12 protein-coding genes are annotated in these 13,848 nt (G+C 55.4%); 5 read left to right on the top strand and 7 right to left on the bottom strand.

Going from position 1 to position 13,848, the window contains the following annotated elements:
- The coding region (locus LAP85_16160; GenBank protein ID MBZ5497938.1) for a hypothetical protein at window positions 1-244 on the top strand (244 nt) is incomplete at its 5' end.
- Window positions 245-479: 235 nt separating this feature from the next.
- Here the strand turns inward: LAP85_16160 and LAP85_16155 are convergent.
- Window positions 480-1,673 carry a hypothetical protein gene (locus LAP85_16155; protein MBZ5497937.1) on the bottom strand — a complete coding sequence of 398 codons (1,194 nt, stop codon included), beginning with the start codon at window positions 1,671-1,673 and terminating at the stop codon, window positions 480-482.
- Between the two features lie 227 nt (window positions 1,674-1,900).
- Between LAP85_16155 and LAP85_16150 the strand changes: the two genes are divergently transcribed.
- Entirely contained in the window at window positions 1,901-2,068 is a 168-nt protein-coding gene (locus tag LAP85_16150) for a hypothetical protein (protein MBZ5497936.1), read from the top strand.
- Window positions 2,069-2,232: 164 nt separating this feature from the next.
- Here LAP85_16150 and LAP85_16145 read toward each other — a convergent pair whose 3' ends face one another.
- From LAP85_16145 to LAP85_16120, 6 genes are all read right to left on the bottom strand, one after another.
- Window positions 2,233-3,276, bottom strand: a complete 1,044-nt coding sequence (locus LAP85_16145) for a Fic family protein (protein MBZ5497935.1) — start codon at window positions 3,274-3,276, stop codon at window positions 2,233-2,235.
- Between the two features lie 616 nt (window positions 3,277-3,892).
- Window positions 3,893-4,123, bottom strand: coding sequence for a hypothetical protein (locus tag LAP85_16140; GenBank protein MBZ5497934.1), 231 nt, complete (start codon window positions 4,121-4,123; stop codon window positions 3,893-3,895).
- A 15-nt stretch (window positions 4,124-4,138) separates the two neighbouring features.
- Window positions 4,139-5,050, bottom strand: a complete 912-nt coding sequence (locus tag LAP85_16135; protein MBZ5497933.1) for a hypothetical protein — start codon at window positions 5,048-5,050, stop codon at window positions 4,139-4,141.
- Window positions 5,051-5,123: 73 nt separating this feature from the next.
- On the bottom strand, window positions 5,124-6,932 hold the full coding sequence (locus tag LAP85_16130; protein ID MBZ5497932.1) for an ATP-binding protein: 1,809 nt from the start codon (window positions 6,930-6,932) through the stop codon (window positions 5,124-5,126).
- A complete protein-coding gene (locus LAP85_16125) occupies window positions 6,929-8,161 on the bottom strand; it encodes an SIR2 family protein (protein ID MBZ5497931.1) in 1,233 nt (410 codons plus the stop codon). Before LAP85_16125 ends, LAP85_16130 begins: the two co-directional genes overlap by 4 nt.
- A 77-nt stretch (window positions 8,162-8,238) precedes the next feature.
- Window positions 8,239-9,525 carry a DEAD/DEAH box helicase gene (locus LAP85_16120; protein ID MBZ5497930.1) on the bottom strand — a complete coding sequence of 429 codons (1,287 nt, stop codon included), beginning with the start codon at window positions 9,523-9,525 and terminating at the stop codon, window positions 8,239-8,241.
- Window positions 9,526-9,926: 401 nt separating this feature from the next.
- On the opposite strand from LAP85_16120, the gene LAP85_16115 reads away from it, so the two are divergent.
- The 3 genes from LAP85_16115 (at window position 9,927) to LAP85_16105 (ending at window position 13,833) form a co-directional block, all read left to right on the top strand.
- Entirely contained in the window at window positions 9,927-11,105 is a 1,179-nt protein-coding gene (locus tag LAP85_16115; GenBank protein MBZ5497929.1) for an ATP-binding protein, read from the top strand.
- A gap of 160 nt (window positions 11,106-11,265) precedes the next feature.
- Window positions 11,266-12,714: a protoporphyrinogen oxidase gene (gene hemG, locus LAP85_16110; protein MBZ5497928.1), complete on the top strand. Its 1,449-nt coding sequence runs from the start codon at window positions 11,266-11,268 to the stop codon at window positions 12,712-12,714.
- Between the two features lie 126 nt (window positions 12,715-12,840).
- The gene (locus tag LAP85_16105; GenBank protein ID MBZ5497927.1) at window positions 12,841-13,833 is read left to right on the top strand and encodes a dihydroorotate dehydrogenase-like protein; all 993 of its coding nucleotides are present in this window, start codon (window positions 12,841-12,843) and stop codon (window positions 13,831-13,833) included.
- Window positions 13,834-13,848: the final 15 nt, after the last annotated feature.

The following is a 13,848-nucleotide window of genomic DNA, read 5'->3' as shown; positions in this document are numbered from 1 at the left end:
TCTTCGCAGCATCAGGCATGGTGACTCATCGTCACCATGGCAGCCGAATCATTCAGTTGCGGAACATACGATCTGCGAAAAACGAGGGTGGGTCATTTTTGGAGAGCAGCAGCGGGTCACTTATCCCGAGCGCCGAAGCCGATCTTCCCAAGCGCTGCAAACACTTGCCGTCGCCAGACCCCATCCCCCGAAGTGGGACTACGTCAACGTGAGTTTGGGGAGGCCGCGAGCCAATCGCTTCTGATGCCATGACGATGACGTGCATCCGCCGCGACTAATCGGTGCTGGCGGATTCCTTTTTAAGGGAGGCCTGTCGGCCCTGCGCGAAAATGGGCATCAGCCCCAGAGCGAGCGCGATCGTGCATCTCAGATTGAAGCAATGATTCATGGTTCTTTGCCTCATGTTCCATAAGGCATCAACACACAACTTCCAAGGCATGCTGTTGAAACGTCCTGCTGCCTTTCCTGAATCTGCGTGGTTACTTAAACTCGAAAGTTACATTTTCGAGCAGATGCTCACGATCTGCTGTCATCGTCATGATTATTTGCTTGGGACGAATCTTGGCGATTTCCTCTTTCGCATCCTTCTTCGGGAACTCATTTGCGTAACTGACGTCGAAGATATCACCGGCTCGCAGGCGCCATAGCGACTCCAGCCGCTTGGCGACCTGCTCCTGCACGCCTTTGAAGATTAGGCTACCCATGCGGTATTGGGGCCCGGCGTCCACTTGAATATTATAGGTCACGGTGCGATCCGCATCGTTGAAATCCGGCGTTGCCTTGGTCTGCGCCTCGATATAGCCATATTTGCCAAAATGCCTTTCTATTGCTGCAAGGCCTTCATCAATTTGGATACCATCGGCAATGTCTCCGGTCTTTAGCCGCATTATCAGATTCAGATCTTCATGGAGCAGCCCGCTATCTCCAGTCCAAAGGGCATTACTCCACGTGTATTCCAATCCCTCATCCGGTTCCAGTATTACGGTGATGCCGGTTGCCGATGCCGATTCGTCCTCGATCCTGAGCGCTACATCCTTAAACCGCATGCGCAGGTACCCTTTCTTGCGAAATAGCTGAGCAAGAGTCTCGCGCGCAAATTTTTGCGCCAAAGTTCTGGAGTACTGTTGACCAAGCAAGGGCTTGGCCTTCTCCTGCAGCTCTGGCTCAGGAACAGCCTTTGATCCGGGAAACTCCAACTTACGGATGGGCAGATCGACGCCGGAAACCTGGAAAAGACACTGGAGTGGAGCGCCTTGATGCTCCTGGTACAGCATGGTGGTCACAGCCCCGGCGATGTTGCGTGCGCGCAGGAGGTCTTGCAATGCTCGCGTAACATCCTGCAGAGCCGTTCCCACCTCAGGTATGCGCCCGCTGAACATCGGCATTCTCGCGCGCATGGCATTGAGAATTTCGTTGTCGTTAAACCACACGAAATTGTTGAAGATGCAGGGCAGGAGCTTCTTTGTCTCGACAACCTGAAACTCTAAATCCATCTTTCCCGAGTCGTAGCTGTAACGGTATTTGACACTTTCAAAGAAGCCAGGCTGCGCCAGTCTTTGCACCGCCGCCTGAATGTCCTGCAGGGTGATGCTTTGGTTGCTGTGCAAGCCGCTGGCGGACACCACCTGCGTGGCGTCAAAGCTACTGAGTCCCGTTATCTTGACGCTGGCCAACCGGAAAGTCTCCGTTTGGGACTGGCCGAACGAAGAACAAGCCAGAAAGAGGGACGCAATGCAAAAGAGGGATAAAGTCTTTCGCCGGAGATGATTTTCTGACCTCATGGAATCGACCTCGGATTCGCAATGCCCGGTGATAGGCGCAATATTTGCCATCTCTGGGATCTGGAAACAAATTACTCAACCTGGGAATTCATGCATACTCCAATCGGGAGTCGAGTAGCTTGTTCCCCGATCTCGATAAGCGGGACGACACCCACATGGAAACCATCGACAAACAATACGATCGCGATTTTGGAGTGCGCGGTGACATGCATCTCGGCACATTCCTTGAGCGCGAAGGTCTCCCGTCTCTGAACGACCTGACCAACAACCGTTGCGGACGCAAGTAATCGCATTCGGCGCAAACTGCCGCATCACACGCAATGGCCGGCGACCTTTATAGCCTCCGGGAAATAGGGTGCCGTCCCTATTTCACACGGTCAGTCCCCATTTCCCTCGGATCCGTTCTCATTGGAAAACACAGTACCCCTTCTATTGCCCTCTTTTGAGGGTATTACCTCCTTTTGCGCCAGGCTGCGCCGGGGCCGCGGCCCAGGCATTCCACGTTTCCGCCAGTCTGAAGATTGCGCAGGACCTTGCGGATCATGTCGCGGCTTACCCCTGGACAGGCGTTTTCCAGCTGGGCCAGAGAAAACGGCCCCGGGAAATTACTGATGGCGGCTTCGATCAATTGTGTCTTGGCGCCGCGCGGGCTCTTAGTCTGTCCCAACCGAACTTCGAACTCCCCGTATGCCGATTTGATGATAAAGAGGAGGTAGCCTATGTATGGCCAGGGATCGTGTTTCCCTTCGTGCCAGCCCTGGGAGCTTGATTCGAGCGTTTCATAATATCGCTCCTTGTTCTGTTCTATAAGTCGTTCCAGGCTGATATAGCGTCCGACATCATAGCCGAGGAGGTAGCACTGAAGCAGAAGCATGAGGCGTGAGACGCGTCCATTTCCGTCTCGGAACGGATGAATGCAAAGGAAGTCGAGGTTGAAGGCGGCAAGCGCAACCAGAGGGTGGACACCGTTTTCCTCCAGGCAGCGGTCCCACAGGGACACCAACTCCCGCATGAAGGACGGCGTCAGTTCCGGGGAAACGGTTTTGAATCGTACGCGAACGCGCCCGTCCGGGTACTTCTCGATGATGTCTCCTTCCTTCTCTTTGAATCTGCCGGCATCCCATGCGCCGCTCCGGCAAAGCCGGTGCATTTTGACGATCGTTTCAACGGAAACATTGAGATCCGAAGCCCGCTCATGGATTATCTTCAACGCATCCCGATAGCCGCGGACTTCTTCTTCGTTGCGATCACGCAATGGCGGTTTCCCGAAAACGATCGTGCCGACTCGGGCCCGATCGATCTCGATCCCCTCGATGCGGTTTGACGAGATGGCACTTTCGATGAGCGCATGCTCCCTCAAAGCTTTCAGCTTTTGCGGCGCTTGGCGGACGAAAAGCTCCTGCTTTCCGCGGGCCTCGCCGAGATCGGCCAGCACCCACGCGGCCGATGCCGGGATCGAATTGAGATCGGTCAAGAACTTTTTCAGCGTCTGCACGTTTGACTCCTCTCCTAGGCAGCTCAATGATCAGCGCGCGCCGCACGATTTATGCTGGTTGCCTTTGTCACCTTGGAACGGTTTGTTCGAGACAGTCTCGGCGGCCTGTTCGAAACAATGAAGAACAAAACTCGTACCTTTGCGCGTTCATGTATCCCCGCGGTACAATGGACTCACATTCCAGCACCATTCATCCAGGGCCCACACCCCTATCCCAACGATTCCCGGTGCTTCAGTCTGATATAGAACGTTCTCTGGCGCAGCAATTGACCCGGACTATCTGTTATGACCTCCCATTTGTTTATGACCTGACCATGCCACCGGCGATCCAGTCTTCGATTTTTCTTGTGATCATAAAAGGAGGGCCAAAACTGGAGCAAAGTCCATCCAGAAATCTTCCCGAATGCATGATCTCCTTTCACTGCAATATTTATCGAGGTCGGCCCGCGCCCTCCGAGTCATGATCCCTTGTAATAAGGTAGCGTCCCTATTTCCCTTCATAATTGAGATCATCCGTTTTTGATACAGCGCCTTGGCGTCGTCAGTCCCCCCGGCCAACTCGATCCGCGAAATCACAAACAGGAGCTCCGACGGAGGGACGTGCTTATCCTCGGCTCTAAATGTCGAAGTCCTCGATAAACCTCCTAACGTTGATGCGAGACGCGCAGCCTACGCTTTTAATTATGTTCTGTGCCGCCCGATCATCAATTTCGCGGTTCCAGTCGACGAAGTCAGACTCGGGAAACTCGGTTCGGAAGATCTTCTCGACGGTGGCTTCGGCGTCCTCAAGTTTATTGATGAACCTGGAATTCATCAGACATGTAGCAATGACGGTGCACTTCCTCATGGTATTTGCCTGTCATCATAGAATTTCATGAATTCGAAGGTAGATGCGTCCGGTTTGAGATGCTTCGCGCCGCTTTCGCAATAGCAACTGGATCAAATCGATGCGCCCCTCGAGGACAGCCATCAAATCGCTGCCATCCATGAGAATCATCAGTCTACGCCCTGACGAATGGGCCTTAATGCCGTCATCTGAAAACCCATTTATCGAGAGGAAGAGGCCCAGGGTATTATCGAGCTTGCGCGAGAGTTTGCCCGCGAGACTATCTAGTTTGGCAGCCCCGACAAGCTCTTGCTGCCATTTACCTTCGAAGAGGTAATCCGTCCCTTCGAACGTGAATGCTCCATCGATCTGTTCTCCTGTGATTTTAAACGACGCTCTGGGGTCCAGATCGAACAGCTCAAAGAGCATCCGGAGAATCTTCTCAAGTTGATATCCACGGTGCTGATGATCCGTATCGGTCAGCAACGCCAGGTAATCCCGGTTTAGCTTTTCTAAACCTTCGCGCACTGCCGTCTTTCGCAAGAGTTCCTCGTGCGCAACGCGCCGGCGCTCTTCCACCTTCTTCTGCTCCTCCAAAAGCGCATCATGACCTCCTGCCAATCTGCGCAAAGCACGAACCGCGGCGCGCGCAGCGGCAGCCTTCTCCTTGCCACCCTCGAGGCGTTCAAGGTGGGAGAAATCCTCAACGCGCGCGACCTCACTGATGAGACACACAAGATCGTTTTGATACTGATCCTGCCTCTTCGCCATGAAGTCGACCAACTTGCTAGCGATGTTCCGCTTGTAGTCGTCCCAATTCAGCCCTTCCAGGAGGCCGGGAGTGACGAGTGTGTTTGTGAGAAAGCTCCGCAGGTCGCTCTTGTACCAGTAAAGCTGAGTGACCGCTTCTTTAAGAGCCACAATGGCTGCCGGGGCGATCTTCTTCATTCTATTGGTCCAGGAAGTTTTTGCAATTCCAGTTCTTGATAACAGACAACATAGCCAAGCACCACTAATCTCCTCACTCGGAATCAGGTTTGGGTTTCTCTGAGCGGATCCAATAATCACAGATCTTCGCCACATCGGGCTCGGGCCGTTTCTCCATGTTTCCGCTCCAACGCTTCCCGAATTCAGGATCCCCGCTGTTCGGGACGCGCTTTTCGTCCTCGATTCGAGCCACAGCAAGCCGCACGGGCATCTTGGATGCCAGTCCAATGGCCATTACTTGTCCCCGCGGAAGAGCCGGCAGAACATCTGTGAGCATCTGCATAGAATCTGGGAGAAGGGCCACGACGTGATTCTTGTCAGTGTTGTTGGCAAGACGCATGCACAGGAAGGTATTGCATTGGCTGAGTAGCGTCTCACTCAGCTCACTGGGTCTCTGACTGACAACGATTGTGCCAATCCCGAATTTTCGGCCCTCCTTGGCAATTCGCTCAACGCTATCTCTGGCCTCTCCATACGCTCCGCGGCCGCTTCTTGATATGTAATTGTGGGCCTCTTCATAGACGGCAAGTGTGGGTGTGCAGAGGCCGCGTTTGGCTAGGAAGTGCACCTGAAAAAGTACTCGGGAGAGCGTCGCCACGACTGTGCCTACAGTTTCCGATGGGAGATAGCTGAGGTCAAAAACAGTTATTGGCTGAGCGTTCACCCCCCTGAAGCCGGTCATGTCTTTGACCATTTCAGGAAGTTCATTTTCCCCTTTCAGCTTGTACTGAAACATGAAAGAGTACCGCGGGTCATTTACGCGTGCGTCGACACGAAGTGTGAGTCGGTCCAGTTCCCCGTGAAGAGGACCTCCGGTCACCACTCTGGGCTTTTTCGCCTGGAATCTCATTCGTGCACCAAACCAGTCTTCCTTTTCTCCAGCTTCGAGAGCGAGCTTGTCCGTGTCGGAGCTATATGTAGCTGAGTTCAAGTTGTGAAGATAGTTTTGGAGCCCATCGAACAAAAACGGAATAGGGGCATCAAGATCGATCTTATTGGCCAACTGGTCGTCTTTTAGCACGCTTCTGCAATATTCCTGCTTTAATTTAAGAATCCCATCTCGGAATGCCCACCGTTGGTTGTGGATGTTAAACTGATTGCTTAAGTCGGCACACAGAGAGAAAAGGTCATCAAATCCATGTAACCATGCGGGGAGGGAGAGCAGATCTGCACGAACCTGTCGAGCATGGTGAAAGCAATTTCTGTATTCACCGTGCAAGTCGAACACGACAATATTTGCACTGGGGAATTCATCTATAAGGCGCTGTAGTAGACGTGCAACTGTGTAGGATTTACCACATCCGGTTGTCCCCACGATGGCGGTGTGTTTCCCTAATAAATGGTCAACATCGAGGTAAACAGGCAGTTCTGAATCGACATAATCCCCAATTGAAAGTACCTTCCGATCTGCCGGAGGTGACAATGCTATCCGGAGGTGGTGTTCGAGCGCGAGCATGACGACATCACCGACTACGGGAAGACGTGAGACACCTACTTCGAATCTGTTGCCCACGATCGTGCCTACCAGAATCCCGTCTATCAGTGTTTTGTCAAGCTGCGGTAGTGGCGACGGGAGATAAGGAAAGTCGCCGTGCGGCAGAATCGTTTCCGTTTTTTCGGCGCCTGTACGTGTTGCTAATGGAGCCCACTGACTCTTGCGCACAGTGGTAGCCAGCACGAGGTGTTTGTCGTGGCCTGCGTCAACGATCAGATACGTCCCTGGTTGGCCGACGGTATATGTTGCACCCTCATGTCGAACATGTAGATCGCTCAAATGCGGGTCAACTTCGACTGTCAGGTGAGCCCCCGATACCGCAAGGACATGTCCGATGTTCTTGCTCATGATTGGCCCTCCGCAATTGGTGCATTATCGTTGGTTGCTTCCAATGCCCTGAACTCCTCAATGAATTGCTTAAATCTCATATTTATTACGGGTTGGACAGATCGAGATCGGCCAAAGTAAGACGATAGTGTTCCTGAACTCATTTGGGGATCGATAATGAAGAGAAGGGTGTTATCACGCTCGACAAAGGAACGGACAGCTGAACGGATGTGTCGGTCAGGGAAAGCCGTCCCGACGCAAATCAGGAGCTCGACCTCTTCAAGTGTCCTCCGGAACGCTTCGAACATATCCATGTACGGGAACGTGTACGTCTGTGAGTACTTTGCGGGAGTCGGAAATATGACGATCGGCTCGTTTTCTTGGGAAGGCTTCTCATGCAGAGCGCAGCAACTCGCCAGTTTGCCCCAAAGCTCGTTGCCTACCCGCCGTACTATGATGGACTGATCGGAGTATCCCTTATCCTCTTTGGTTTTCTCCTCAGCCAACGGTTGGGCATATGTCCAATCGACGGAACCGTGAAGCTTCCAGTAGTAGACGGCACACCGATTCCCGGGAGCGGAGGCGGCGCGCGTGTAGCAACCCATGTTGAATGTGGGTAGAATCGCACTTTCAAATCCGTCAACCAATACGAGGTCTGGTCGGCGATCTGAACGTGGCCGCTGGGAAAGTCGCACCATAGCCGCTTCAATGCACAAGTCGATGTTAGTGGTGAACACACGGACAAGTTGATTCATTGAAGTTCCGAAAGAGGCCATCGAAAGGAGGAAATCGGAAAGGTAATTCACCTCGCCGGTTCCATGGTCCGAATACTTGTGGCTTTCTAAGTCGCACATCGTCGCCATGAATCGGACAAGATCTTCGGACGCTTGCGTGATCGCCGCCAAGTCAACCTGTGACTCGCCGAGTAGCGTTTTCACTGGCGCGAATCCGCTGGGTGGCTCCGCTGCCGAGTCAAGTAATTGATGTAGCCGAGTGAGCAAATCCTCGATGTTCCAAGACACTTCCTTTCCCTCACTCTCAGGACAGAGCTTGGCTAGCAGACTCAGCGTTGACTGGCTAATTCCGTGCTCGGGCTTCCCAGATTTCATCAGGATACGAAGGATATTCGCCATCTCCGCCATAGTTGGGATGCCGTAGTCATGACTTGAACCCGCACCCAAAAAGATTGCCCATCGTTCCTTGGCCTGTCGCAGACTGTTGTGCAAGTGCAATGCAGGTGAATCAGTCACCGTTGCCTCCTGTAATGCGAATCATAAGGATATCTGTGCTCATTTCGCTCAGGCCGACTTAGTAAACGTACTGCCGTTCAATCCTTATTTACGGAATCGCTCAGGCCGAGTTCGCGCAGGCATTGGCGAGTTTCTTCGGTTTGCTGGGCAGTTATGCCACCCGGCGGCCTGATTTCGGCTGTGACTTCTAGTTTGAGGCCGCCGGCCACTGCGAATCTCGATAGCACTTTCATGTAGAAGTTCATCCATTTCTGGGGTGGGATTTCGCCTCGCCAGGTCATTGACTTTGCGCTCTTTAGCCTCTGAGTTTCAGGTATTTCCGAGGGGCCGTACAGGTCCTTTTGCTCGTCGGCGTCGATCTCGAAGGGAACGGTGCGGACGTGGCGGCGCATGAAGAGCTTTTTGACTTCGCCGGTTTCAGTATCCGGGAATGAATAGAGCGCTTGCTTGGTCCTGCGCAGGTAAAACGGTGCGTGGCTGCGCTTCAGGGCTTCTTCGAGGCTGCTCACGTCGCCGTAGACGTCGCGGTCGAGGAGCGCCAGGAAAAGGCAGAAGTTTTCGGCATCCCCCTTGTGCGGCGTCGCGGTCATCAGGAGGTAATGATCGGTCTTTTCCGAGAGCAGCTCGCCGAGCTGGTAGGCGAGCGTCTTCTTCTCGGTATTGTAGGCGCTCATCTTGTGCGCCTCGTCGACGATGATCAGGTCCCAGTTGCTGCGGAGCAGGCTGTCTTTGGCCTCTTCGATCCGGGAGACCCAGGAGATCGAAGTGATGACCTGGTTTCTGTCCTGCCACGGATTCTGCCCGTAGTTTGCGCGGAGGACGCTGCCGCGGATCACCTGGAATTTTTCGTGGAATTTGTCCTGCAGCTCGCGCTGCCATTGGAATGTCAGGTTGGCCGGCGTGACGATGAGCGTGCGCTGAACCAGGCCGCGGATCTTCAGTTCCTTCAGAAGCAGGCCCGCCATAATGGTCTTGCCGGCGCCGGGATCGTCCGCCAGCAGGAACCGGATGCGGGGCAGCTCGAGGAAATAGTCATAGACGGCCTCGAGTTGATGAGGGAGAGGATCAACTCGCGCAATCGAGAGAGCGAAATAGGGATCGTATTCATAGGCCAGGCCCAAGCGGAGGGCTTCAATGGCCAGCCGAAATCGTACGGCGTCCCCGTCGAAGGTTTGGGTGGTTACGGCTTCAAGGGAGTCAAGCTGAGCGGGGCTGAGAATCGGCTCGTGAACTCGACCGGATTGCAGTCCTTTCGCAATGACCTTGAAGGCCTCTCCGACCGGGTTGACGACGATTATCTGGACCGGCTCCGGGAAGATCGGGCCCTTGATGATGATATTGGGGCCAAGTTGGTCGAGACGCATTGCAGGAATCCCCTAGAATGCTTCCACAAATGGAAGCCCCATCACCACTCAATACAACACGCTCTACGGCTTCCCGCTCGGAGAAATTCGCCGCCCGCGGAATTATTCTTTTGGGGGAATTTGGGCAAAGCAAAAACACTCCATGATCGGTTTCAGAGCGGATGAAATCAACAAAAATCTTTGAATCTAAACACGATGCCGGAATCGGCCATCAGAAAGTGAACGGCCGTCAGCCTCCGGACAGATAAGAATTGCTGGTTGATCCTGTTTGCCCCAAACAATGTGAACATTGACCACCAGATGCTCTTCCTGCTAACCAAAGGTTACCGTCCAGGCAAACTGGTAATTTGCGTGTCTCCCTATCAATTCTTCCATGCTGTAGTATAATTACATGGATTATGATGATACCACGTCTACTGACAGCGCGGCTTCGGGAGATGATTGGCCGGTTTCCGGCGGTGGCTTTGCTTGGGCCGCGCCAGGCCGGCAAAACTACCCTGGCGAGGGCGCTCGCGGACGATCTCGCCGAAAAGGCCGTCTACCTGGATCTGGAGCTTCCCTCGGAACGAGCCAAACTTTCCGACGCTGAACTCTACCTTTCCGCCCATGAGAATCAGCTGGTAATTCTCGACGAAATCCATCGTGCGCCGGGGATCTTTCAGGTCTTGCGGGGTGTTATTGATCGGCGACGTCGCGAAGGGATTCGGGCAGGCGAGTTCCTGCTTCTCGGTTCAGCGTCCATGGATCTGCTCAAGCAATCGTCGGAGAGTCTGGCCGGGAGAATTGCCTATCTGGAACTTACGCCGTTTACGGTGAGAGAAATCGAAACTCTTGGCACGAATGCAGTGGAACGGCTTTGGGTGCGCGGTGGGTTCCCGGACAGCTACCTGGCGCCGGATGATTCCGGCAGCTTTGATTGGCGGCTTGCGTTCATTCAGACTTATCTTGAACGCGACATTCCGGCTCTGGGGCCTCGTGTGCCGGCGGAGACCCTTCATCGCTTCTGGCAGATGCTGGCGCATAGTCAAGGCCAATTGCTCAACGCCGCGCGCCTCGCTGCCGGCCTTGGAGTCAGCGGCCAGACCGTTGCACGGTATCTCGACATCCTGGTAGATCTCCTGCTTGTGAGGCGATTGCAGCCCTGGACCCCCAACCTCTCGAAGCGCCTCGTGCGCTCGCCAAAGGTTTATGTGCGCGACAGCGGAATCGTTCATGCGCTTCTTGGGATGCCGGTGCACGAGCAATTGCTCGGCCACCCGGTTGTTGGTCCAAGCTGGGAAGGTTTCGTGATCGAGAATCTTATCTCGGCAGCGCCCGCGGGGGCGAATATTTGGTTCTATCGCACATCTGCTGGAGCTGAGATCGATCTGCTATTGGACCTCGGGCCGAACAAGTTGTGGGCCGTAGAAGTAAAACGATCGCTCAGCCGCCCGCATCCAACCAGGGGCTTCCATTTGGCCTGCGAGGACGTGAAGGTGACCCGTCGCCTGGTCGTGTATCCCGGGGAAGAGCAATATTGTATCGATCCCTTAACAGAGGTTGTGTCCTTGCCCGCCTTGCTGAAAGCTGGTTTCGAGTAAGAATGGCCAGACAGTTGCCTGCACTGAATTTCTCAACCCATATAGCGTCGAATGCAACAAAGACCGATGCAGACGCCAACGGAGCTCCGGCACGTCGAGAACCGATTTGGTAACATTAGGCTTTTCCACTGGTCCTGTTCCTGGAACACAGGAGTCCCGAATGATCCCGAACCCGACAACTGCCACTCAACCGGCGACCTCGGCGGCGACGCCGCGGTTGGAGGGATTGATTGTCGGTGGCGGGATTTCCGGACTCTCGCTCGCGCATTGGCTGGGTTTGGCCGATCGTCCCGGCGGATGGGAGCTCTGGGAGGCCACCGAAAGACTGGGCGGCACGATCGGCACGGACCGTGTCGCCGGCTATTCGATCGACTGGGGGCCGAACGGCTTTCTCGATCGCGAGCCGCTGACCCTGCAGCTGATCGAAGAGGTGGGTCTCTCGGAAGCACTGGAACCGGCCGACGACAGCAGCCAGAAACGCTTTATCGTCAAGCATGGGCGCCTGCATCCGGTGCCGCTTTCTCCGGGAGCAATTCTAGGCACCGGTCTGCTGAGCCCGCGTGACAAGGTGCGCATCTTCATGGAGCCCTTCATCGCAGCGCGCCGCGACGACAGCGACGAGTCGGTCTTCGACTTCGCGGCCCGCCGCATCGGCCGCGGTGCTGCCGAATCCTTCATTGATCCTATGGTCGCCGGAATCTTCGGCGGGCTGGCGCGCGAGCTGTCTCTTCCGGCCTGCTTCCCGATCATGCGGGAAATGGAACAGCGCTATGGCGGGCTGGTGCGGGCACTCCTGGCGCGCCAGTTCAAGCGGCGCCCGGGAGGCCGAGATGGGGCAGTAAGAAAATCGAGCGGGCCCGCGGGACCGGGTGGACGCCTCACTTCGTTCCGCGGCGGCTTGGATATTCTGGTCACACGACTGCACGAGCGCCTGCAGGCGATAATCAGCATCAACCGGCCGGCCGTGCGCATCGCCTGGAGCGATGGTATGTGGGAAGTTACGGATCAGGCAGGACGCCGGGTTCGCACCAGGAATCTGATCTGTGCCTGCCCGACTTTCGCCGCGACGCAGATGTTCGAAGATACCGATCCGGAGCTGTCGGCCGCACTCCGGACCATTCGTTACGCGCCCATCGTTGTGGTGGCCACGGGACACCGGCGCGAAGACATCGCGCACGCGCTTGACGGCTTCGGCTTCCTGATACCCCGCTCTGAGGGACTGCGCACGCTCGGCTCCATCTGGACCTCGTCGATTTTTGCCAACCGTGCCCCGGCAGGATATGTCCAGTTCCGATCCATGTTGGGCGGTGCCGGGGATCCCGATGCGCTCAAGCTTTCGGACGAAGAACTCTGGCGCACTCTGCGCAGTGAGTTGGGAGCCCTGGTGGGAATCGGGAGTGACCCGGCTTTTATGCGCGTCTATCGCTGGGAGCGCGCTATCCCGCAATTCACCCTCGGGCACATCGGGCGCCGCGCACGTCTTGAGGAACTGACCCGGCAACGCCCGGGTCTCCATCTCGTCGGCAACGCCTTCTACGGCGTCGGGCTCAACGACTGCGTGAAGATGGCCCACCGCATCGCCCAAGAGATTCTGACTCCCGACTCCTGACTCCCGGGTCTGGTTGTGCGAGACGAAATCCAATATCAAAGGTATAATGCCGGGGTTGCGGCCTTGAGAATGAGAAGCGACACTTCATAGTGTTGAAGCAATATTTGAGCAGATAAAGGAGAGAATATGGACCTGCGCACTCGATATCTGGGCATGAATCTGCGGACCCCGCTCGTGCCTTCCGCTTCGCCTCTTTCGGACACCCTTGATAATCTCAGGCGCATGGAAGACGCCGGCGCCTCGGCAGTGGTTCTCTATTCCCTGTTTGAAGAGCAGTTGACGCGGGAGCGAGAGGCCCTCGATTACCACCTCACGCACGGAACCGAGAGCTTCGCCGAATCTCTAACCTACTTCCCTGCACCCGAGGCGTATCGCGCAGGCCCGGAGGGTTATCTCGAAAAGATCCGCAAGGCCAAGAAGGCAGTCGGCATCCCGATCATTGCCAGCCTCAACGGCAGTTCGATCGGCGGTTGGGTCGACTATGCCAAGAAGATCGAGGAGGCCGGCGCCGATGCGCTCGAGCTCAATGTCTATTTCATTCCCACCGACCCGGCGCAATCCTCGGCCGTGATCGAACAGACCTATGTAGACATTCTCAAGGCGGTCAAGTTTGTGGTCAGCATCCCCGTGGCGCTCAAGTTGAGCCCGTTTTTCAGCAGCATGGCGCACATGGCCAGGCGCTTCGATGATGCGGGAGCCGATGCCCTGGTTCTTTTCAATCGTTTCTACCAGCCGGACATGGATCTCGACAATCTCGAGATCCGTCCCAATGTGTTGTTGAGCACACCACAGGCGCTCCGCCTGCCGCTGCGCTGGGTTGCCATCCTGTACGGCCGGATCAAGGCCGATCTCGCGGCTACCAGCGGAATCCACAGTTCCGATGATGTCCTGAAGGTCCTGCTGGCGGGAGCAAATGTCGCCCAGCTTTGCTCCGTGCTGCTGCGTCACGGCATCGAACATATCCGCGAGATCGAGAAAGGCATGATCGAGTGGATGAAGAATCACGAATACGAATCGGTGAGCCAGCTGCAGGGCAGCATGAGCCAGAAGAATTGTGCCGACCCCTCGTCGTTCGAGCGCGCCCAATACATGCAGGCCGTCATAGCGTATAAAGCCTGACACGCTTGGCGATCA

This window comes from Terriglobia bacterium, from assembly GCA_020072565.1.
Classification (GTDB): domain Bacteria; phylum Acidobacteriota; class UBA6911; order UBA6911; family UBA6911; genus JAFNAG01.
Note: the sequence above shows the minus strand (reverse complement) of the source record. Positions and strands in the feature narration are given on the sequence as shown.